The sequence below is a fragment of the Streptomyces sp. NPDC094032 genome (assembly GCF_040303965.1).
Classification (GTDB): domain Bacteria; phylum Actinomycetota; class Actinomycetes; order Streptomycetales; family Streptomycetaceae; genus Streptomyces.
Window position 1 is genome coordinate 272593 of record NZ_JBEOUE010000005.1, and the last position, 19118, is coordinate 291710.

General features: G+C 74.3%; 20 protein-coding genes. 7 read left to right on the forward strand and 13 right to left on the reverse strand.

Annotated features, from left to right (window positions below):
* Positions 1–19 precede the first annotated feature (19 nt).
* Positions 20–544: a pyridoxamine 5'-phosphate oxidase family protein gene (locus ABTZ54_RS10870; protein WP_351659835.1), complete on the forward strand. Its 525-nt coding sequence runs from the start codon at positions 20–22 to the stop codon at positions 542–544.
* Here ABTZ54_RS10870 and ABTZ54_RS10875 read toward each other — a convergent pair.
* Both ABTZ54_RS10875 and ABTZ54_RS10880 read right to left on the reverse strand, forming a co-directional pair.
* The gene (locus ABTZ54_RS10875; RefSeq protein ID WP_351659838.1) at positions 539–1525 is read right to left on the reverse strand and encodes an acyl-CoA dehydrogenase family protein; all 987 of its coding nucleotides are present in this window, start codon (positions 1523–1525) and stop codon (positions 539–541) included. The genes ABTZ54_RS10870 and ABTZ54_RS10875 overlap by 6 nt on opposite strands.
* Positions 1525–2706 (reverse strand): acyl-CoA dehydrogenase family protein, encoded by a 1182-nt coding sequence (locus ABTZ54_RS10880; protein WP_351659841.1) that lies wholly within the window; start codon positions 2704–2706, stop codon positions 1525–1527. Before ABTZ54_RS10880 ends, ABTZ54_RS10875 begins: the two co-directional genes overlap by 1 nt.
* Positions 2707–2768: 62 nt before the next feature.
* Between ABTZ54_RS10880 and ABTZ54_RS10885 the strand changes: the two genes are divergently transcribed.
* From ABTZ54_RS10885 to ABTZ54_RS10900, 4 genes are read left to right on the forward strand one after another with little or no spacing between them, the layout of a single operon-like run.
* Positions 2769–3920, forward strand: a complete 1152-nt coding sequence (locus tag ABTZ54_RS10885) for an acyl-CoA dehydrogenase family protein (RefSeq protein ID WP_351659844.1) — start codon at positions 2769–2771, stop codon at positions 3918–3920.
* Positions 3917–4702: an SDR family oxidoreductase gene (locus ABTZ54_RS10890; RefSeq protein WP_351659847.1), complete on the forward strand. Its 786-nt coding sequence runs from the start codon at positions 3917–3919 to the stop codon at positions 4700–4702. Before ABTZ54_RS10885 ends, ABTZ54_RS10890 begins: the two co-directional genes overlap by 4 nt.
* 15 nt (positions 4703–4717) lie before the next feature.
* Complete coding sequence (locus tag ABTZ54_RS10895; RefSeq protein ID WP_351659849.1) at positions 4718–5335, forward strand: TetR/AcrR family transcriptional regulator; 618 nt, start codon at positions 4718–4720, stop codon at positions 5333–5335.
* 20 nt (positions 5336–5355) lie between these two features.
* Positions 5356–6513, forward strand: coding sequence for an acetyl-CoA C-acetyltransferase (locus ABTZ54_RS10900; RefSeq protein WP_351659852.1), 1158 nt, complete (start codon positions 5356–5358; stop codon positions 6511–6513).
* An 18-nt stretch (positions 6514–6531) separates the two neighbouring features.
* On the opposite strand, the gene ABTZ54_RS10905 is transcribed toward ABTZ54_RS10900, so the two are convergent.
* The 10 genes from ABTZ54_RS10905 to ABTZ54_RS10950 form a co-directional block, all read right to left on the reverse strand.
* On the reverse strand, positions 6532–7308 hold the full coding sequence (locus tag ABTZ54_RS10905; RefSeq protein ID WP_351659855.1) for an inositol monophosphatase family protein: 777 nt from the start codon (positions 7306–7308) through the stop codon (positions 6532–6534).
* A complete protein-coding gene (locus tag ABTZ54_RS10910) occupies positions 7305–7931 on the reverse strand; it encodes a 2'-5' RNA ligase family protein (RefSeq protein ID WP_351659858.1) in 627 nt (208 codons plus the stop codon). Before ABTZ54_RS10910 ends, ABTZ54_RS10905 begins: the two co-directional genes overlap by 4 nt.
* On the reverse strand, positions 7928–8785 hold the full coding sequence (locus ABTZ54_RS10915) for a carbohydrate kinase family protein (protein ID WP_351659861.1): 858 nt from the start codon (positions 8783–8785) through the stop codon (positions 7928–7930). Before ABTZ54_RS10915 ends, ABTZ54_RS10910 begins: the two co-directional genes overlap by 4 nt.
* The gene (locus tag ABTZ54_RS10920; RefSeq protein ID WP_351659864.1) at positions 8782–10047 is read right to left on the reverse strand and encodes a DUF4145 domain-containing protein; all 1266 of its coding nucleotides are present in this window, start codon (positions 10045–10047) and stop codon (positions 8782–8784) included. Before ABTZ54_RS10920 ends, ABTZ54_RS10915 begins: the two co-directional genes overlap by 4 nt.
* Before the next feature lie 83 nt (positions 10048–10130).
* The gene (locus ABTZ54_RS10925) at positions 10131–11390 is read right to left on the reverse strand and encodes a hypothetical protein (protein ID WP_351659867.1); all 1260 of its coding nucleotides are present in this window, start codon (positions 11388–11390) and stop codon (positions 10131–10133) included.
* Positions 11391–11514: 124 nt separating this feature from the next.
* Positions 11515–12411: a tyrosine-protein phosphatase gene (locus tag ABTZ54_RS10930; protein WP_351659868.1), complete on the reverse strand. Its 897-nt coding sequence runs from the start codon at positions 12409–12411 to the stop codon at positions 11515–11517.
* A gap of 11 nt (positions 12412–12422) precedes the next feature.
* A complete protein-coding gene (locus tag ABTZ54_RS10935; protein WP_351659871.1) occupies positions 12423–13469 on the reverse strand; it encodes an NAD(P)H-dependent flavin oxidoreductase in 1047 nt (348 codons plus the stop codon).
* The gene (locus ABTZ54_RS10940) at positions 13466–14182 is read right to left on the reverse strand and encodes a CoA-transferase subunit beta (protein ID WP_351659874.1); all 717 of its coding nucleotides are present in this window, start codon (positions 14180–14182) and stop codon (positions 13466–13468) included. Before ABTZ54_RS10940 ends, ABTZ54_RS10935 begins: the two co-directional genes overlap by 4 nt.
* Positions 14179–15045 carry a CoA transferase subunit A gene (locus ABTZ54_RS10945; RefSeq protein WP_351659877.1) on the reverse strand — a complete coding sequence of 289 codons (867 nt, stop codon included), beginning with the start codon at positions 15043–15045 and terminating at the stop codon, positions 14179–14181. The genes ABTZ54_RS10940 and ABTZ54_RS10945 overlap by 4 nt, the downstream gene beginning before the upstream one ends.
* Positions 15042–15815 carry an enoyl-CoA hydratase family protein gene (locus tag ABTZ54_RS10950; RefSeq protein WP_351659880.1) on the reverse strand — a complete coding sequence of 258 codons (774 nt, stop codon included), beginning with the start codon at positions 15813–15815 and terminating at the stop codon, positions 15042–15044. The genes ABTZ54_RS10945 and ABTZ54_RS10950 overlap by 4 nt, the downstream gene beginning before the upstream one ends.
* 68 nt (positions 15816–15883) lie before the next feature.
* Between ABTZ54_RS10950 and ABTZ54_RS10955 the strand changes: the two genes are divergently transcribed.
* Positions 15884–16675, forward strand: a complete 792-nt coding sequence (locus ABTZ54_RS10955) for an SDR family oxidoreductase (protein ID WP_351659883.1) — start codon at positions 15884–15886, stop codon at positions 16673–16675.
* A 1-nt stretch (position 16676) separates the two neighbouring features.
* Positions 16677–17552: an SDR family oxidoreductase gene (locus ABTZ54_RS10960; RefSeq protein ID WP_351659886.1), complete on the forward strand. Its 876-nt coding sequence runs from the start codon at positions 16677–16679 to the stop codon at positions 17550–17552.
* 61 nt (positions 17553–17613) lie between these two features.
* On the opposite strand, the gene ABTZ54_RS10965 is transcribed toward ABTZ54_RS10960, so the two are convergent.
* A complete protein-coding gene (locus ABTZ54_RS10965; RefSeq protein ID WP_351659889.1) occupies positions 17614–19104 on the reverse strand; it encodes an ankyrin repeat domain-containing protein in 1491 nt (496 codons plus the stop codon).
* Positions 19105–19118 lie beyond the last annotated feature (14 nt).

A 19118-nucleotide genomic window follows, 5' to 3' on the forward strand; every position in this document is an offset into this window, starting at 1 on the left:
TCCGGTGTCTCCTGGAACCATGGGAGACACCGGAACCACCCCCGCCGCCCCCGCCGCCTGGGCCGTCTTCGAGGCCGCCGAGCCCGACCTCGCCGCCACCGTGCGCGAGCGCTTCGGGCAGTACACCCACCACGCCCTCGCCACCCTCCGCAGGGACGGCTCGCCGCGGCTCAGCGGCATCGAGGCGGACTTCCGCGCCGACGAGCTCTGGCTCGGCATGATGCCGCACTCCCGCAAGGCGCGGGACCTGCTGCGGGACCCGCGCTTCGCGCTGCTCGCCAATCCCGGCGAGGGCACCGGCATGGGCGGCGGCGACGTGCGCCTCTCCGGCCGGGCCGTCGAGATCACCGACACCCGGACCCTGGAGTGGTACGCGAAGGAGGCCGGTCAGCCGCTGCCGTTCCACCTCTTCCGGGCCGAGCTGACGGAGGTCGTCCGCACCTCGGTCGAGGGCGAGGACCTCGTGCTGCGCACCTGGGTGCCGGGTCGGCCGCCGCGCACCATCCGGCGTGGCAACGACGACACCCCGCCCCGGGAGTCATGAGGCGGCGGCGACCACCTGGGCCCGGCACCAGGACGGGGTGCCCCAGGCGTCCCGCAGCGGCCGGGCCTTGCGCAGCCACAGCGAGAGGTCCAGCTCCTCCGTGTAGCCGACGGCGCCGTGCACCCGCAGGGCGGTGGAGGCCGCCGCGTACGCCGCCTCGCCCGCGAGCGCCTTCGCCGCGGCGAGATCGCCGCTCTCGAACGTGAGCGCCGCTCCGAAGAGCAGCGGCCGGGCGAACTCCAGGCCGATCAGGGTGTCCGCGAGCCGGTGCTTGACCGCCTGGAACGAGCCGATCGGCACCCCGAACTGGGTGCGCTGCTTCGCGTACGCCACCGTCCGGTCGAGCAGCGCGAGCCCCACCCCGAGCGCCTGCGCGGCCGTCGCGAGCAGCGCCCACCGCCCGGCCGTCGCCGCCGCCGCGGCCACCGCGGGCCCGGCCGCGAGCGGCTCCCCCCCGGGCGCGGGCCGGGCGAGCCGCCGCGCCGGATCGGCGGAGACCCGGACCTCCCCGTGGCCGGGGGCGATCCGCAGCTCCTCGCCGTCCACGACCAGGACCAGGTCGGCGGTGTCGGCGTCGAGCGCGAAGGGCGAGACCCCGGTGACCGCCAGGGTCGCCACCGTCCCGCCGCCCACCAGCCCCGGCAGCAGCCGCTTGGCCGGGCCCGGCTCGCCGCGCTCGGCCAGGTCGGCGAGGAGGGCCGTGGCCGCGACCGTCTCCACGAGCGGGCCCGGGACGGCGTGGCGGCCCGCCGCGACGAAGGCGTGCGCGAGCTCGACGGGCAGCGGACCCACGCCGTCGTACGCCTCCGGGGCGGCGAGCGCGAGGACGCCGGCCTCCGCGAGCCGGGTCCACAGGGCGCGGCCGGGCCCCGGGTCGCCCCCGGCCCAGGCGCGTACGGCGGCCGGGGTGTCCGACGCGGAGAGCATCGCGTCCAGGGAGCGCGCGAAGTCGCGCTGCTCGTCGGTCGGCAGGAAGCGCATCAGCGGCGGCCCTTCGGGAGGCCGAGCAGGCGCTCGGCGATGATGTCGCGCTGGATCTCGTTGGTCCCGGCGTAGATCGGCCCGGCGAGGGAGAAGACATGCCCCTCGGCCCACTCGGTGTCGGCCAGCTCGCCCTCCGCGCCGAGCAGGTCCAGCGCCGTCTCGTGCAGGGCGATGTCCAGCCGCGACCAGAAGACCTTGTTGAGGCTCGACTCCGCCCCGATGACCGCCCCCGCCGCGAACCGCGAGGCCCCGGCCGCGGTGAAGAGCTGATAGGCGCGGGCCCCGATCAGCGCGTCCGCGACCCGATCCCGCAGCGCGGTGTCGCCCCCGTGGCCGTGCCCGGCGGCACTCCCCCCGTCCCCCCGCTCCTGCCAGAGCCGCGCGAGCCGGTCGGCGGCGGCCAGGAAGCGGCCGGGGGAGCGGAGCATGAGGCCGCGTTCGTTGCCGGTGGTGGACATCGCGATGCGCCAGCCCTGGCCGGGCTCGCCGATGACGTCCTCGTCGGGTACGAACACCTCGTCGAGGAAGAGTTCGGCGAAGGCCGGCTTGCCGTCGAGCCGTCCGATGGGGCGGACGGTCACGCCGGGCGCCCGCAGGTCGAACATCAGATAGGTCAGGCCCCGGTGCGGCTTCCCCTCCGCCGCCCCCGTGGGGTCGGTGCGGAAGATGCCGAAGGCCCGGTCGGCGAAGGCCGCCCGGGAGGACCAGGTCTTCTGCCCGGAGAGCAGCCAGCCGCCGGAGGTCCGTACCGCCCGGGAGGTCAGCGAGGCGAGGTCGGAGCCGGCCTCGGGCTCGGACCAGGCCTGCGCCCAGATCGTCTCCCCGGTCGCCATGGACGGCAGGACCCGGGCCCGCTGCTCCTCGGTGGCGTGCGCGAAGAGGGTGGGGGCGAGCAGGTTGATGCCGTTCTGCGAGACCCGGCCGGGTCCGCCCGCCGCGTAGTACTCCTCCTCGAAGACTAGCCAGCGGAAGATGTCCGCGCCCCGGCCCCCGTATTGCTCGGGCCAGGAGACCACCGACCAGCGGGCGGCGGCGAGTTCGGCCTCCCAGGCGCGGTGTGCGGCGAAGCCCTCCCGGGTCTCCAGGGACGGCAGCGGCGCGGCGGGGACGTGCGCGCGCAGCCAGTCCCGGGCCTCGGCCCGGAAGGCCTGCTCCTCGGCGGTGTACGAGAGGTCCATCGGACCCCCACCTCCTTCCCCGAACTTCCCTAACAAGTGTTTGGTAGGTTACCTTGACCGTCATGACGAGCGCCATGAGCAGCGTCGAGGAGTTCCGCGCGGAGATACGGGACTGGCTACAGGACCGGCTGCACGGCGAGTTCGCCGCCCTCCGGGGCCTCGGCGGACCCGGCCGCGAGCACGAGGCGTTCGCCGAACGGCTCGCCTGGGAACGGCACATGGCCGCGCACGGCTGGACCTGCGTCGGCTGGCCGGAGGAGCACGGCGGGCGCGGCGCGAGCATCGAGCAGCAGATCGCCTTCCACGAGGAGTACGCCCTCGCCGACGCGCCCGCCCGCGTCAACCACATCGGCGAACAGCTCCTCGGCCCCACCCTCATCGCCCACGGCACCCCGGAGCAGCGGGCCCGCTTCCTGCCGCCCATCCGCGCCGTCGAGGAGCTCTGGTGCCAGGGCTACAGCGAGCCCGACGCCGGATCCGACCTCGCCGCCGTCCGCACCCGGGCCGTCCGCGACGGCGACGCGTGGGTCGTGGACGGGCGCAAGATCTGGACCTCCCTCGCCCACGAGTCCCAGTGGTGCTTCGTCCTCGCCCGCACCGAACCCCGCACCGCCCGCCGCCACGAGGGACTCTCGTACCTCCTCGTCCCGCTCGACCAGCCCGGCGTCGAGATCCGGCCCATCGTCCAGCTCACCGGCACCAGCGAGTTCAACGAGGTCGTCTTCGACGGCGCCCGCACCCCCGCCACGCACGTCGTCGGCGCCCCCGGCGACGGCTGGCGGATCGCGCTCGCCACCCTCGGCTACGAGCGCGGCGTCTCCACCCTCGGCCAGCAGGTCGGCTTCCGCCGCGAACTGGAGGCGCTCGTCGCCCTCGCCCAGGCCAACGGCGCCGCCCGCGACCCGTACATCCGTGAACGCCTGGTCCGCGCCTGGACCGGACTGCGCACCATGCGCGCCAACGCCCGCTGCGGCACCGAGCCCTCCATGGCCAAGCTCTACTGGTCCCACTGGCACCGCGACCTCGGCGAACTCGCCATGGAGATCCGCGGCGCCGCCGCCACCCTCGCCGCCGCCGAACCGTACGAACTCGACGACTGGCAGCGCCTGTTCCTCTTCTCCCGCGCCGACACCATCTACGCCGGGTCCAGCGAGATCCAGCGGAACATCATCGCCGAGCGGGTGCTCGGCCTCCCGAAGGAGCCGCGACCGTGACCACCGCGCCCGCCTACGTCCCCGGCCACGGCCTGCTCGCCGGCCGCACCGCCGTCGTCACCGCCGCCGCCGGCGCGGGCATCGGCGGCGCCACCGCCCGCCGCCTCCTGGAGGAGGGCGCCCGGGTCCTGATCAGCGACGCCCACGCCCGCCGCCTCAAGGAGACCGAGACCGCCCTCGCCGCCGAGTTCGGCGCGGACAAGGTCGCCGCACAGCCCTGCGACGTCACCGACGAGACCCAGGTCCAGGCCCTGTACGACACGGCCGTACGGCTCCACGGCGGACTCGACGTCCTCGTCCACAACGCCGGCCTCGGCGGCACCGCCACCCTCGCCGACATGACCGACGAGCAGTGGAGCCGGGTCCTCGACGTCACCCTGAACGGCACCTTCCGCTGCACCCGGGCCGCCCTGCGCCACTTCCGCGACACCGGCACCACCGGCGTGATCGTCAACAACGCCTCCGTCGTCGGCTGGCGCGCCCAGGAGGGCCAGGCGCACTACGCCGCCGCCAAGGCCGGGGTGATGGCCCTGACCCGCTGCGCCGCCGTCGAGGCCGCCGCGTACGGGGTCCGGGTCAACGCCGTCGCCCCCTCCCTCGCCATGCACCCCCACCTGGTCAAGGTCACCTCCGCCGAACTCCTGGACGAGCTGACCGCCCGCGAGGCATTCGGGCGGTACGCGGAGCCCTGGGAGGTCGCCAACGTCATCGTCTTCCTGGCCAGCGCCTACTCCTCGTACATGACCGGCGAGACGGTCTCCGTCAGCAGCCAGCACCCGTAGGACCAGAATGGACGTGTGCCAACGACCAGTAAGAAGAAGACCCAGGTGACCGCCTCGCCCGAGCGGCGCCGTGAGCTCCTCGACATCGCCGCCGAGGTGTTCGCCGCCCAGGGCTACAACGCCACCACCGTCCGCCGCATCGCGGACGAGGCCGGCATGCTCGCGGGCAGCCTCTACTACCACTTCGACTCCAAGGAGTCGATGCTCGACGAGATCCTCTCGACCTTCCTGAACGAGCTGTGGGACGGCTACGACACCGTGCTCGCCGCCGGACTCGGCCCCCGGGAGACCATCGAGGCCCTCGTCACGGAGTCCTTCCGGGAGATCGACCGGCACCGCGCCGCCGTCGCCATCTACCAGAAGGAGTCCCGCCACCTCGTCGACCAGGACCGCTTCCACTACCTCGCCGACTCCCAGGTCAAGTTCGAGAAGGCCTGGCTCGGCACCCTGGAGCGCGGGGTCGCGGCCGGCGTCTTCCGCGCCGACCTCGACGTCCGGCTCACCTACCGCTTCGTGCGCGACACCGTCTGGGTCGCCGCGTCCTGGTACCGCCCCGGCGGACAGCACAGCCCCGAGGAGATCGCCCGCCAGTACCTCTCGATGGTGCTCGACGGGATCGCCGTACGCATCTAGCCACCCCAGGAGGAACAGCCATGCCCGAGGCCTACATCGTCGAAGCGGTCCGCACCCCGGTGGGCCGCCGCAAGGGCGGGCTCGGCGCCGTCCACCCGGCGGACCTCGGCGCCCACGTCCTCAAGGCCCTCGTCGAGCGCAGCGGAGTCGACCCGGCCGCCGTCGAGGACGTCGTCTTCGGCTGCCTCGACACCGTCGGCCCGCAGGCCGGCGACATCGCCCGCACCAGCTGGCTCGCCGCCGGACTGCCCGAGGAGGTCCCGGGCGTCACCATCGACCGCCAGTGCGGCTCCTCCCAGCAGGCCGTCCACTTCGCCGCCCAGGGCGTCCTCTCCGGCACCCAGGACCTGGTCGTCGCGGGCGGCACGCAGAACATGACGATGATCCCCATCGCCTTCGCCTCCCGGCAGGCCGCCGACCCGCTCGGCCTCACCGAGGGCCCGTACGCCGGTTCCGAGGGCTGGCGGGCGCGGTACGGGGACGCGCCGGTCAACCAGTTCCACGGCGCCGAGCTGATCGCCGCCAAGTGGGGCATCACCCGCCGCGACCAGGAGGAGTTCGCCCTCCGCTCGCACCAGCGGGCCCTGCGCGCCATCGACGAGGGCCGCTTCGCCCGCGAGACCGTCCCCTACGGCGAGGTCGCCGTCGACGAGGGCCCGCGCCGCGACACCACCCTGGAGAAGATGGCCGGACTGAACCCGGTCGTCGAGGGCGGCACCATCACCGCCGCCTGCTCCTCCCAGGTCTCCGACGGCGCCGCCGCGATGCTCCTCGCGAGCGAACGCGCGATCCGCGAGCACGGCCTCACCCCCCGCGCCCGCGTCCACCACCTCTCGGTCCGCGGCGAGGACCCCATCCGCATGCTCTCCGCCCCGATCCCCGCCACCGCCCACGCCCTGAAGAAGACCGGCCTGACCATCGACGACATCGACCTGGTCGAGATCAACGAGGCCTTCGCCCCGGTCGTCCTCGCCTGGCTCAAGGAGACCGGCGCCGACCCCGCCCGCGTCAACGTCAACGGCGGCGCCATCGCCCTCGGCCACCCCCTCGGCGCGACCGGCGTGAAACTGATGACCACCCTCCTCCACGAACTGGAACGCACGGGCGGCCGCTACGGCCTCCAGACGATGTGCGAGGGCGGCGGCCAGGCCAATGTGACGATCATCGAGCGGCTGTAGGGCCGGTCCGCGCCCCGGTCAGGGGCGGGCCGCCGCGGCCCGCCCCCACCGGTCGAGCAGCTCCCGCGCCACCTCACGGCTCCCGGCGGCCAGCACCGGGGAGCCGAGGACGTACTCCGCGCCGTCCGCGCCCAGGACCGTCAGACCGCGCTCCCGGACCAGCGGGACCCCCGCCGCCACGTCCCAGGGCTTCGGGCCGATGCACAGGCAGGCGTCGATCCAGCCCTCGGCGACACCGGCCAGGTCCAGCGCCATCGAGCCCTGCATCCGGATCCGGTACGCCTCGTCGTGCAGCAGCGCCAGCACGGCCCGGGCCCGGGCGCCGCCCGAACCCGTGCCGGTCAGACCGACGACTGCACGCCCGAGCTCCCGCACGGCACCGGGCGACGCCGGGCCGGCCGGATCCCGCCCCCCGGCCGTCCAGCGGCGGCCCAGCGCGGGGGCGTCGATCACCCCGAGCCGCGGCACCCCGTCCACCGCGTACGCCAGCGAGATGCCGTACAGCGGCGCCCCACGCGTGAAGTTCATCGTGCCGTCGACCGGGTCGAGCAGCCAGCACCGCTCGGGCAGCGGGCCTCCGGCGAAGCCCTCCTCGCCCACGACCGGAACGTCCGGGGCCCGGCGGCGCAGGAACTCCGAGACCCGCCGCTCGATCTCCACGTCGGCGTCGGTGACCTCCTCGCCCGAGGGCTTGTGCCGGGTCCTGACCCAGTCCGGGCCCGCCCCGGCCAGCCAGCGCGCCCCCGCGTCGACGGCCTCGCCCGCGAGGACCAGGAGCTCGTCCGGTGATGTCACCTCGGGACCAGCGCCCGCTCCTCCAGGATCTCCGCGTGGGCGCCGTTCTCGCCCATCACGTAGAAACTGAAGCGGTCGAAGACCCAGTCCACGGGGATGCCGACCCGCTCGGGTGCCGAACGGACCAGCTCCTCGGCCACCGACTCCTCGGCGCGCCCCAGGGTGATGTGCGGCGCGTACGCGGGACCGGTGTACCGGTACCCGTACCGCTCGAAGCTCTCCCGCTCGTCCGGCGTGAACCGCGAGACGTCCTTGGCCGGGTCGAACGCCGCCCGGTCCAGGTACGGCTCCAGCGCCTTCAGCGTCACCTGCTGGATCCGGTCGAGCAGCGGGGGCCGCTCCAGCGCGAGGAACACCCAGCCGGTGGGCTGATAGACGACCCCGGGCGAAGCCAGGCCGATCCGCTCCGGCGCGTCCACGGAGGCCACGATCCGGTCGAGCTCCGCCGCCGGGTCCAAGGAGTCGAGGAACGGGCCCTGGAACACGGTGACATGAGGCAGATTGCCGTCCGGGCTCAGCGGCGGGTGCAGCACATGGTCGCCGCCCACCTCCCGCTGGAGGCGAATCGCGGTGGTGCGGTGTTCCGCACTGGGCAGCAGGGCGATGCCGAGCCATCTCGTCACGGCTGAGCTCCAATCTTCGTGATCACGTGCAGTGCGGCGTCGAGCCCCCGGCGCAGACAGGCCGCCGGAGCCTCCCCGCCCAACCAGCCGGCGAGGAAGCCCGCGTCGAACGCGTCGCCGCCTCCGGTGCGGTCCAACGGGCGTACCGCCACCGTCGGTTCGGTGACGACCGTCCCGTCCGGCGCCGCGCACAGCGCGCCGCGCGGCCCCAGGGTCAGGATCACATGACCGGACAGGGCAGCGGCGTACCGGCGGGCCGTGGACTCCGGGTCGCCGGGCACGGCCTCCGGCAGCCGGGCGGCCTCGTCCGCGTTCATGAAGTTCAGCGCTCCCCGCCCGAGGGACGTCCCCATGTCCCGGCCGTTCCACTCCACGGAGACGGAGCGGCCGGCCCCACGGGCGAGCGAAACCAGCCGTACGAGGGACGGCCGGGGCTCCCCGACGAGGTGGACGTGGTCCACCGCGCGGACGTCGTCCTCGGTGACCGAGGCGATGGCCGCGTCGCGGTCCGCGCCCGCGAAGGTCATCATCCGCTTGCCCTCGCCTGCGGCGAGGACGATCGCCATGCCGGTCCGCGCGGCGGGCTCGACGCGGATCAGTCCGGTGCCCACCCCGCCCGCCCGCAGGTCGTCCAGGCACACCCGGCCGAGCAGGTCGTCGCCCACGGCCGACACCAGCCGCACCTCGCAGCCCTGCCGGGCAAGCCCGAGCGCCGTGTTGGCGGCGGAGCCGCCCGGCTGGGCGCTGTACGCGCCGCCGCGCAGCTTCTCGTGCTCCTCGGGCAGCCGCCCGGCGTGCACGATGATGTCGAAGTTGGTGCCCCCGGCCACCAGGACACGGCGGGGCCGCGTCACGGGCGCCCCAGCCGGTAGCTCTCGAACAGGACGTGCCGCACCAGCCGCTCCCTGCTCTCGGCGGTGTTCTGCAACGGGAACGAGGCGTGCGTGACCAGGTCGCGGACCAGCTCCTCGAACCGCGCCTCGTCCGAGCTCAGATCGTGGAAGGAACGCATGAACTCCTGGTGCAGCCGCTCCGGCGGCACCCTGAGACCCTCCAGCCAGCGGCGGTTGGCCAGCAGGACGTTCGAGGCCGCGGACCGCAGCTGCGCCTGGGCGCCCGGGGGCAGCATCTCGGAGTTCAGCAGCTCGAAGTAGGCGTCGTCCTCCATGGCGTGCATCCGCAGGTTCTGACCGCCCACCGCCAGGACGTCCCCGTTGAGGTGGAACAGCTCCAGGCCCAGGTGGTGCGGTACGTCGAGGATCCGTATCCCCCGCTCGGCCAGCCCTTCCTCGTCCGTCGAGAACACACTCAGGATGTTGTCGAACATGTCGCTGTGCTTGGGCACGGCGATCGTCGCCCCCGCGGGATCGCGCAGGAACTCCTCGCCCGTGGTGTTTCCCCAGCGCCCGTCCCGGGCGGCGAGGAGGTAGAAGTTGCGGCCGCCCATGGAGTAGCCGACCCGGCCGATGGGGACGACGTGGGCGGCGACCTCCGGGTCCGTCTCCAGCAGCCGCAGCAGCCGCTGCTCGTTGTAGACGGCGAGGTCCAGCAGACCCCGGGCGACGTCCGTCACCAGACTGTCCGACCACGGCATCTGCACATGGACGACGCGATGGTGGCGACGCGCCAGGAGCTCGTCGAACCCGCAGCCCAGCAGGATCGCCTTCACCACGATCAGGGTGGAGTCGGCGAGCCGCGTCGTCCCCGTACGGTGCTGGAGCGCGGACAGCTCGTGCTGGGCCTCGTCCTCCGCGAGCGACGCGGTGGTCCTGCCGTACCAGACCGCCAGCTGGTTCAGCGCGTTGAGGCACGGCTGCACGTCCTCGGAGGAGATCTCCTCGTCGCCGGCTTCCTGCGCGTGACTGCCGAAGTTGCCGTAGTTCTGGATGGTCCGCACGGCGAGCACGACCTTGGGCGGGACCAGGCCCTTCGCCGTGAGGGTCGTCAGTAAGGATTCCAGCGTCGGCTTGGAACCGACCGCTTGCTGCATGGCGATATTCAACAGGATCGACTCCGCCGCTCTCCGTGCCGTGCTGAGGAAGACCTCCGGGTCAGCCTCCGCGTAGCGCAACGCCTTCCGGTACAACCGGATCGGCTCCCCCTCGTTCACCGTCACGTCGCCCGTGTCCTCTTCACTGTTTTTCGCGGAAGTTACCAAGGCCGGCGGGTGCCCGCCAGCCACTTCTGCGCCTCGTCCGGCTACCTCCGGCCCCCGCTCAGCGAGGCCAGGACGATGCGGCCGTAGCGGGTGGCGAAGGCGCCGACGGTGGCGACCAGGGCCCCGCCGAGACCGATCAGCAGATGCGCCCCGCTGTCGTCCCCCATGACCTGGAGGATGCCCAGGGCCGTGCTCAGCGGGAGGCCGAGGATCGTCAGCACACCGAGCGCGCCCGCGATCTGCTGGTTGTCCTGCGTCTGCACGAGCCGGCTGTAGTCGGCCGCCTCGGCGAGGATCTCCGCGAAGCGGTCGGCGAGCCGGTACTGCGCCTGGAAGGCGAGGAGCAGCTCGTTCGCGGGGCCGTGCGCCGTCAGGTGCTGCCGCCAGTACGTGCTGCGGAAGGCGGCGATGTGGCGTTCGAGGGCGGTGACCCGGCGGGCCAGCCGCGGCCCGTCGAAGACGTCCGACAGGCCCTCGGTGAGCTCGTCGATATGGTCGCGCTGGATGGTGCCGAGCAGGATCGCGTCCAGGTACACGGTCCGGGCGTGCAGCGCGCCGAACTCGTAGAAGTCCCCGTCGCCCGCGTCGGGGCGGTGGCCGAGGAACGCCGCGCCGTGCCGCAGCACCAGCGCGCTCCAGTCCGCCGAGATCCGCACCGTGTCGGCGGTCTGCCGGGGGAACTGCTCGGGCGCGGACGGGAAGTCCACGTCGGCGGAGCGGGACGCGAGCGACCACAGCCAGCCGTCGGCCGAGTCCGGAAGTCGCCCGTCGACCCGCACCGCGGCCGTGTGCTCGGGGCGTGGGGTGAGGAAGGCGATGGTGTAGGGGCGGGCGATGGCGAAGGGGCCCTGGGCGGTCATCGGCACCGCGATGCCGTCGAGCAGCACGGCCGGGTCGAGCGGGCCGTCGAGCGGATCGGGACCGGCCGTGGGCCGTTGGCCGATGGCCCGCAGGGTGGTCAGCAGCGCCGGGCCCGCCACGTCGAGGTGCAGGACGGCGAGGGCGTGCCGGGGATGCTGCGCGGTCGCGGTGCGCAGGATCTCCATCGCCCGCAGGGTGAGGTCGCCATGGGCCACGGAGGTGAACGCGTGCCAGCGGCAGGGGCGTTCGGGGGTGCCGTACAGCGCGCGGGCGGCCGCGGGGGTGAAGTACGTCTGCCGGGTCCCCGCGTCGGTCGTGCGGGGGCCGAGCCGGAGCGGCAGCGGTCCGGTCGCCCAGCCGGGCGGCGCCGGCAGCCGTACGGGGAAGACGACCGTGACGGACTGCCGGGCGCCGGTCGCGGTGCTGAGATCGGTACTCAACGGCGGCGATTCTCCAGACGCTCGTGCGATCGGGCTCCGCGATCACGCTCCAGTGGGAGCAGAAAGAGTAACTGCGGTGCGGGGCAGGTGTGTTGGCCAATTCCGGTCGGGTTGTCGGATGGGCTCAGGACACCAGCCGCCCCCGCAGCCCCGCCAGGACCCGCAGGTCGAGCCCCAGGCCCTCCGTCAGGTAGCGGAAGACGCCGCCGTAGTCCGTGCGGAGCCGGCTGAGAGCGGCGTCCAGGTAGGTCTGGCGGACCTCCTGGAGGGGGATGATCAGGTCCGGGTTCTGCATGAGCCCGGCCTGGCGGAGGCCTTCCCGTACGCGGGCGTCGTAGGCGGCGCGGAAGGTGTTGGAGGCCAGGTAGTCCTCGGTGGCCGCGCGTTCCGGGACGCCCAGGGCGGTGAGGAGGAGCCAGCTGGTCCAGCCGGTGCGGTCCTTGCCCGAGGTGCAGTGGTAGAGGTGCGGGCCCGCGCCCGGTGCCGCCAGGTCGCGCAGGGTCGCGCCGAAGCGTTCGCGGTTGGCGGCGCTGGTGACGAAGGTGCGGTAGACCTCGGTCATGAAGGCCGCGGCCCGGCCGCCGCCCAGCATCTCCTCCTGCCGCACCGGGTCGCGCGAACCGATCGCGGCGAGCAGTTGCCCGTACAGACCGTTGTCGGTGACGGGACGGGAGAGGAGGGTGGGGCCGGCGGGGAGGCGGTCCGCGCCGTCGGACTGGACTTCCAGCGGGATGCGGAAGTCGGTCACGCGGGCGAGGCCGAGCCCCGCGAGGGTGGTCACGTCGGCGTCGGTCAGCTTGCCCAGGTGGTCGCCCCGGTAGACCAGCCCGTGCCGGACCCTGGCCCCGTCGTAGGTGGCGTACCCGCCCAGGTCGCGGACGTTGACCGCGCCCTGGAGGGGGACCTGCCGGACGGCGTTCGCGGTGCGGACCCGTGGCCGGGCCAGGGCGGGCGGCGCGACGGCCGTCAGGATCGCGGTGGCGCCGGCGGTGCTCAGCAGTGCGCGTCTCGACAACGGCATGGCTGTCTCCCTTACGGAGGAGGAAGGGTACGGAGCACGTGCGCGGCCTCGGACATGATCCGGGTGACGAGTTCCTCGCAGCTGGGCAGGTCCTCGATCACCCCCGCGACCTGTCCGGAGGCCATGACGCCGAGGTCGGTGCGGCCCTCGACCATGGAAGCCTTCAGGAGCATCGGGGTGTTCGCGGCGAGCAGGACCTGGCTCCAGGACAGGTCCTTGCCGTGCCGCATCGCCAGGCCCTCGCGGACCATCGCGGGCCAGGAGAGGCCGGAGAGGCGGCGGAAACCGGCGGCCCTGCGGACCGCCTGGGCCAGGGCGCGCACGCGGCCCGCGTCCTCCAGCGCGGCGACCATCTCGGTGCGCAGCATCCGGTGCGGCAGCCCGTCGACGGCGGTGGTGACGGTGACGTCCTTGACGGTCGCCGCCAGATAGCGGGCCTTGACCGCGTCGGGGACGGTCGAGTCGGAGGTGAGGAGGAAGCGGGTGCCCATGGCGACGCCCGCCGCCCCGTAGGACAGGGCGGCGACCAGACCGCGCCCGTCGTGGAAGCCGCCGGCCGCGATCACCGGGATGTCCACCGCGCCGACCACCTGCGGCAGCAGCACGGTCGTCGCGACCTCGCCGGTGTGCCCGCCGCCCTCGCCGCCCTGCACGACCACCGCGTCCGCGCCCCAGGCGGCCACCTTCTCGGCGTGCCGGCGCGCCCCGATGGAGGGCACGACGACGACCCCGGCGTCCTTCAGCTCGGCGATCAGCTCGCGGGAGGGCGCGAGGGCGAAGGAGGCGACCCGTACACCCTCGTCGACGATGATCCGGACCCGCTCGCGCGCGTCGCTCGCGTCCGCCCGCAGGTTGACCCCGAAGGGGCGGTCGGTGCGGGACTTCACCTCCCGTACGGCGGACCGGAGTTCGGGCACCGTCATGGTCGCGGAGGCCAGGATGCCGAGGGCGCCGGCGTTCGCGGTGGCCGAGACCAGACGGGGCCCGGCGACCCAGCCCATGCCCGTCTGCACGATCGGGTGCTCGACGCCGACCAGCTCGGTGAGCGGCGTCTTCATCGGGCCGGGACCTCCCGCTCCCGCAGGCCCTTCGGGTCGATCACCTCGCGGATCAGCCGCAGCTCCTCGGCGGTGGGCTCGCGGGTGTACGGCACGGCGTCGGCGGTCGCCAGGCCGAAGCCGGTGGCGGCGCGGACCTCGTCGACGGTGACGCCCGGGTGGACGGAGGCGAGCCGCATGGTGCGGTCCGGGGTGTCGAAGTCGAACACGCCGAGGTCGCTCACCACCCGGGGCAGGCGGTGGTACGGCCCGACCGCCCGGTCGTAGCCGACGCCGCTCACCATGTCGACGCGCTCGACGAAGACCCGGGTGGAGTGCCGGGGGATCCAGTAGCTCACCGGGTTGTTGAGGGTGTTGACGGGTGCCCCGCGCACCCCGAGGAGCTGGCGCGAGGGGCGTTCCCAGGCGCCGATGCAGGAGATGTTCTGGTTGCCGTGGCGGTCGATCTGGCTGGCGCCCATCATCACGTGCCGCCGCCCGCCGGTGACCATCGTGAGATGGCGGCGGTACGGCAGCCAGCCCTCGGGCTCCCCGTCGAGCCCGACGAGCAGGGCCTCGCCGTCGGTGAGGAGGAGGTCGGGGGAGAAGGTGCGCTTGGCGAGGCGGGCGCCGAAGGAGGGGACGAGCCCCATGGGGCTGGCGAGCACCTCGCCGTTGTCGCGCCAGGCCTCGGCGCAGGCGATCACGCAGTACTCGGCTCGGCTGACACTCATTTCGGTCCCTTCTCGGTCTCCGCGCGCTCCTCGTGCCAGGTCCGCACGGCCGCCTGGTAGTCGTCCTCGCCCTTGCCGGACAGGAAGCGTCCGGCGAACTCGGGCCAGGGGGTGGTCGCGTACAGCTTCTGGAAGGGCTCGTCGCGGGCGTACTCCGGTGCGCAGGAGGTGAAGTGGGCGCCGTTCGGGGTCTCGACGACGCCGGTGACGCTGTGCCGGGAGACGAGCAGGGTCTGCGGCACGACGTCGGCGCCGAAGGACTCGACGATCCGTTCGCAGGAGAGGTACGCGGTGTCGGCGGCCTCGCAGAACAGGTCGTCGAAGTACGGGTCGGGGCCCAGGTACTGCCCGTTGCCGAGGCGGTCGGCGCGGTTGACGTGGACGAGGGCGGCGTCCATGCGCAGGGCCGGCACGGCGACGAACTCCTCGCCGTCCTCGTACGGGGAGGTGACGGTCCGCAGGCCCGGGTTGACCCGCATGACGTCCGAGCCGAGCCCGGCGCGTACCGGCAGGAAGGGCAGCCGGTTGGCGGCGGCGTGCAGGCCCCACATGAACATCGCCTCGTCGAGCTCGGTGAGTTCGAGGGCGCCGCTCTCGCGGGCGGCCCGGAAGTGGGGTTCGAGGGGGATGGAGTCCAGGGTCACGAACGGGGCGACGAGGCGGCGGATCCGGCCCGCGGCGGCGAGCAGGCCGACGTCGGGGCCGCCGTACGAGATGACGGTGAGATCGGTGATCTCGGACCGGAGCAGCGCTCTGATCAGGGCCATCGGCTTGCGCCGGGAGCCCCAGCCGCCGATGCCGATCGTCATGCCGGAGCGGAGCCGGCCCACGACGTCCTCGGGGCTCATGGTCTTGTCGGTCACGCGTCCTCCTGCGGTGCGGGGGCGCCCGGCGCGGGGGCGCCGAAGCCGTCGCGGACCCGGTCGGCGACGCCGCTGAGGTTGGCCTCGAAGGTGAAGCCCTGCTCGAAGCGGTAGCTGCGGCGTACGTCGACGGGGTCGATGCCGTTGATGGCGGCCTTGGCGAGCCGGATCAGGGTGCCGTCCTTCGCCGCGATCTCGGCCGCCAGCTCCAGGGCCGCGTCGAGGAGCCCCGCGCGCGGGACCACCTTCCAGACCGAGCCGTGGGCGTGCAGCTCCTGCGCGGTGGCGGTGCGCGAGGTGTAGTACAGGGCGCGCATCAGGTGCTGGGGGACCAGCCGGGCCAGATGGGTGGCGGCCCCGAGGGCGCCCCGGTCCAGCTCCGGCAGGCCGAAGACGGCGTCGTCGGCGGCGACGATCGCGTCCGCGTTGCCGACCAGTCCGATGCCGCCGCCGAGGCAGAAGCCGCCGACCGCCGCGACGACCGGGACCTCGCAGTCGTAGACGGCGGCGAAGGCCTCGGCGCAGCCCCGGTTGACGGCGATCAGGGCGTCGTGGCCCGGGTCCCGCTGGAGCTCCTTGATGTCGACGCCCGCGTTGAAGCCGCGGCCCTCGGCGGCGAGCACGACACAGCGGACCTCGGGGTCGCGGCCGGCCGCGCGGAGGGCGTCGGCGAGCGCGTACCAGTCGCGTACCGGGAGGGCGTTGACGGGCGGACGGTCGACGGTGACGAGCGCGATGCCCTTGTCCGGGCGGGAGGTGGAGACACCCATGGGAGGATCAGCTACCTTTCCACCAAACGTTTGTTAGGTGACCGTGCTTGGGAGGAAGGTAGCAGCCGATGGAGCTGGACGGGAGGGTCGCCGTCGTGACCGGTGGAACGCGCGGGGTCGGCGCGGGCATCGCCCGGGCGTTTCTGCGGGCCGGGGCCGAGGTCCTGGTCTGCGCCCGCAGGCCCCCGGACGAACCGGTCGTCGCGGCCGGCCGCGCGGCCCGCTTCCACCCGCTCGATCTGCGCGAACCCGCCGCCGTACGGGACTTCCTGGCCGAGGTCGGGGAGCGCCACGGGCGGCTCGACACCCTGGTCAACAACGCGGGCGGCACGCCGTACCGGCTGCTCGGCGAGGGCGAGTCCGCACGCCACGCCCGCGTCCTCGAACTCAACCTCACCGTCCCGCTCGCGGTCTCCCTCGCCGCCCATGGACTGCTGCGGGCCTCGCGCGGCTCGGTCGTCATGATCGGCAGCGTCAGCGGCACCCGCCCCTCGCCGGGCACCGCCGCGTACGGCGCCGCCAAGGCCGGCCTGGAGAACCTGGCCCGCTCGATGGCCGTCGAGTGGGCCCCCGAGGTCCGGGTCAACACCCTGGTCCTCGGCATGGTCAGGACCGAGCTGTCCCACCTGCACTACGGCGACGCCGAAGGGCTCGCGGCCGTCGGCGGGACCGTGCCGCTGGGCCGGCTGGCCGAACCGTCCGAGATCGGCGAGGCGGCCGTCTTCCTCGCCTCCGACCGGGCGGCGTACGTCTCCGGGGCCTCGCTCCTGGTGCACGGGGGCGGCGAACGCCCCGCCTTCCTGGACGCGGCGACCGTCAACACCGTCAACACCGTCAACACCGCCGACAAGGAGAGCTGACATGGGTCTGTGCGACGAACGGGTGGTCATCGTGACGGGCGCCGGCCGGGGGCTCGGCCGGGCGCACGCCCTCGCCTTCGCCGCCGAGGGCGCCCGGGTCGTGGTCAACGACCTCGGCGTCGGGCTCGACGGGCGCCCCGGCCCCGACAGCCCGGCGGCCCTCGTCGTCGAGGAGATCAGGGCGGCGGGCGGGGAGGCGGTCGCCCACGGCGGCGACATCGCGACGACGGAGGGCGCCGCGTCCCTGGTGGACGCCGCCCTCTCCGCGTACGGGCGGCTCGACACCCTCGTCAACAACGCGGGCTTCCTGCGCGACCGGATGCTCGTCAACCTCGACGAGGAGGACTTCGACGCGGTGCTGCGGGTCCATGTGAAGGGCCACTTCCTGCCCCTGCGGCACGCCGCCGCGCACTGGCGGGCGGAGGCCAAGGCGGGCCGCCCGGTGGCCGCCCGGGTGGTCAACACCACCTCCGGGGCGGGGCTGCTCGGCAGTGTCGGCCAGGGCAACTACGCGGCGGCCAAGGCCGGGATCGTCGGCCTCACCCTCGTCGCGGCGGCCGAGATGGCCCGGTACGGCGTCCAGGTCAACGCCATCGCCCCCGCCGCCCGCACCCGCATGACCGAACAGACCTTCGCGTCCCTGGCCGCCCTCCCCGAGGACGTCTCGCCCCTGGTGGTCTGGCTCGGCTCCACCGCCTCGGCGGGCGTGACCGGCCGCGTCTTCGAGGCGGAGGGCGGCCGCCTCACCGTCATGGAGGGCTGGCGCCCCGGACCCACCGCCGACAAAGGCACCCGCAGGACCCCGGCGGAGGCGGGCGAGACGGCCCTGAAACTGCTGGGGGAGGCGGGGGAGCCGATGCCGGTGTACGGGGCGTGAGCGTGAGCGTGAGCCGCCGGGAGGGCTGACCGGGCAGCGCCCGCCGCCCCCGGCCCCCACGTCACCGGCCGCGCGGTGCCGTCCACTCCAGGCGGGTCCTGGTCCGGGGGTCCGGTACGTGTTCCAGGGTGGCCAGGGCCGTCTCGCGGGCGGGGCCGTCCGGGTCGCCGTCCGCCAGGATCCGCGCCAGCGCCTCGACGGCGCGCGGGTCCTGACGGAGGGCCAGACCCCGTGCGGCCTCGGCCGCCGTCTCCTGGTCCGGGTCGGCGAGCCGGGCGGCGAGGGCCTCGCGGACGGCGGGGGTGTCGTCGGGGAGTTCGGCGAGCGCGAGGGTGGCCCAGTCCCGGACCCGGGGTTCGTGGTCCCGGCTCAGCCCGACGAGCACCCCGGCCGCCTCGGCGTGCCCGGCGGGCACGAGCCCGGTCAGCGAGGCGGCCACCCGCCGCCGCACCTCCCCGTCCGGATGCCCGGCGAGCCCGAGCAACTCGGGCACCACACTCGCGTCCCCGCACTGCCCGAGCGCGAAGGCCAGCGAGAGCGCGGGCTCGCGGGGGAGGGGCGGGGGCGTCCTCCCTTCGGCCCCCTCCCGCGACGCCAGCTCCCGCAGCACCGGCAGCGCGCTCTCCCGGTGGCCCGGCAGGGTGGCCAGGATCTGGATGGCGAGGGCGCGGCGGAGGGGATCGGGGGCCTCGCACCAGGTGGTGGCGGTGGTGAAGACGGTGGGGTCGGGGCGGGCAGTCAGGGCGGCTACCGCCGTGGTCCAGTCGTCCTGGGACGGGTCGCCGCAGCGGAGGGCGCGCCCGGCGAGTTCCTCGTGCGGGGCGCGGATGCCGAGGGCGCCCTCCAGGAGGGTGGCGATGGCCGCGTGGCCGGTCTGGCGTTCGTCGCTCCGGGTCGGCGCGCCGTCCTCGCCCAGCAGCTCGACGACCACGGTCACCCCGCCGTCCTCCGGCACCCGCCGCACCACCGCCTCGTACGTGTCCCCGGCGCCCCCGCCCTCCACGAGCCCCCGCCGCAGTACCGCCGCCATGTCCGCGCCGATCCACCGCCGGGCCTCGTCGAGCGCCTCCGCCCTGCTCCCCGCGCCGTGTTCGAGCAGCGCCCGCACGCAGGCGGCCGAGCCGCGCCGGGCGGCGGCCACCAGCGGCGCGGACCCGTCGGGGCCCGGCCGGTCCGGCGCCGCGCCCGCTTCGAGCAGCTCGCGCACCACCTCCGTGTGACCGAGCCGGATCGCCCAGGCCAGGGCGGTGAAGCCGTAGCCCTCCTCCTGGTCCGGATCCGCGCCCGCGGCGAGCAGCGCCCGCACCACCTCGACGTACCCCCCGCACGCCGCCCCGCACAGCGGCAGGTCGGCGTCGTCCTCGCCGCCGCGCCGGGCCGGGTCGGCACCGGCGGCGAGCAGCAGCCGGACCGACACCGGTTGGTTGCCGATGGCCGCCCGGTACAGCGCGGTCTCGCCGTCCTCCCGCGTCTCGGGGTCGGCCCCGTCCCTCAGGGCCCGTACGACCCCGTCGTCGTCCCCGTTCCACAGCGCTTCGAACAACGTGCTCATGGGTCCGACCCTCG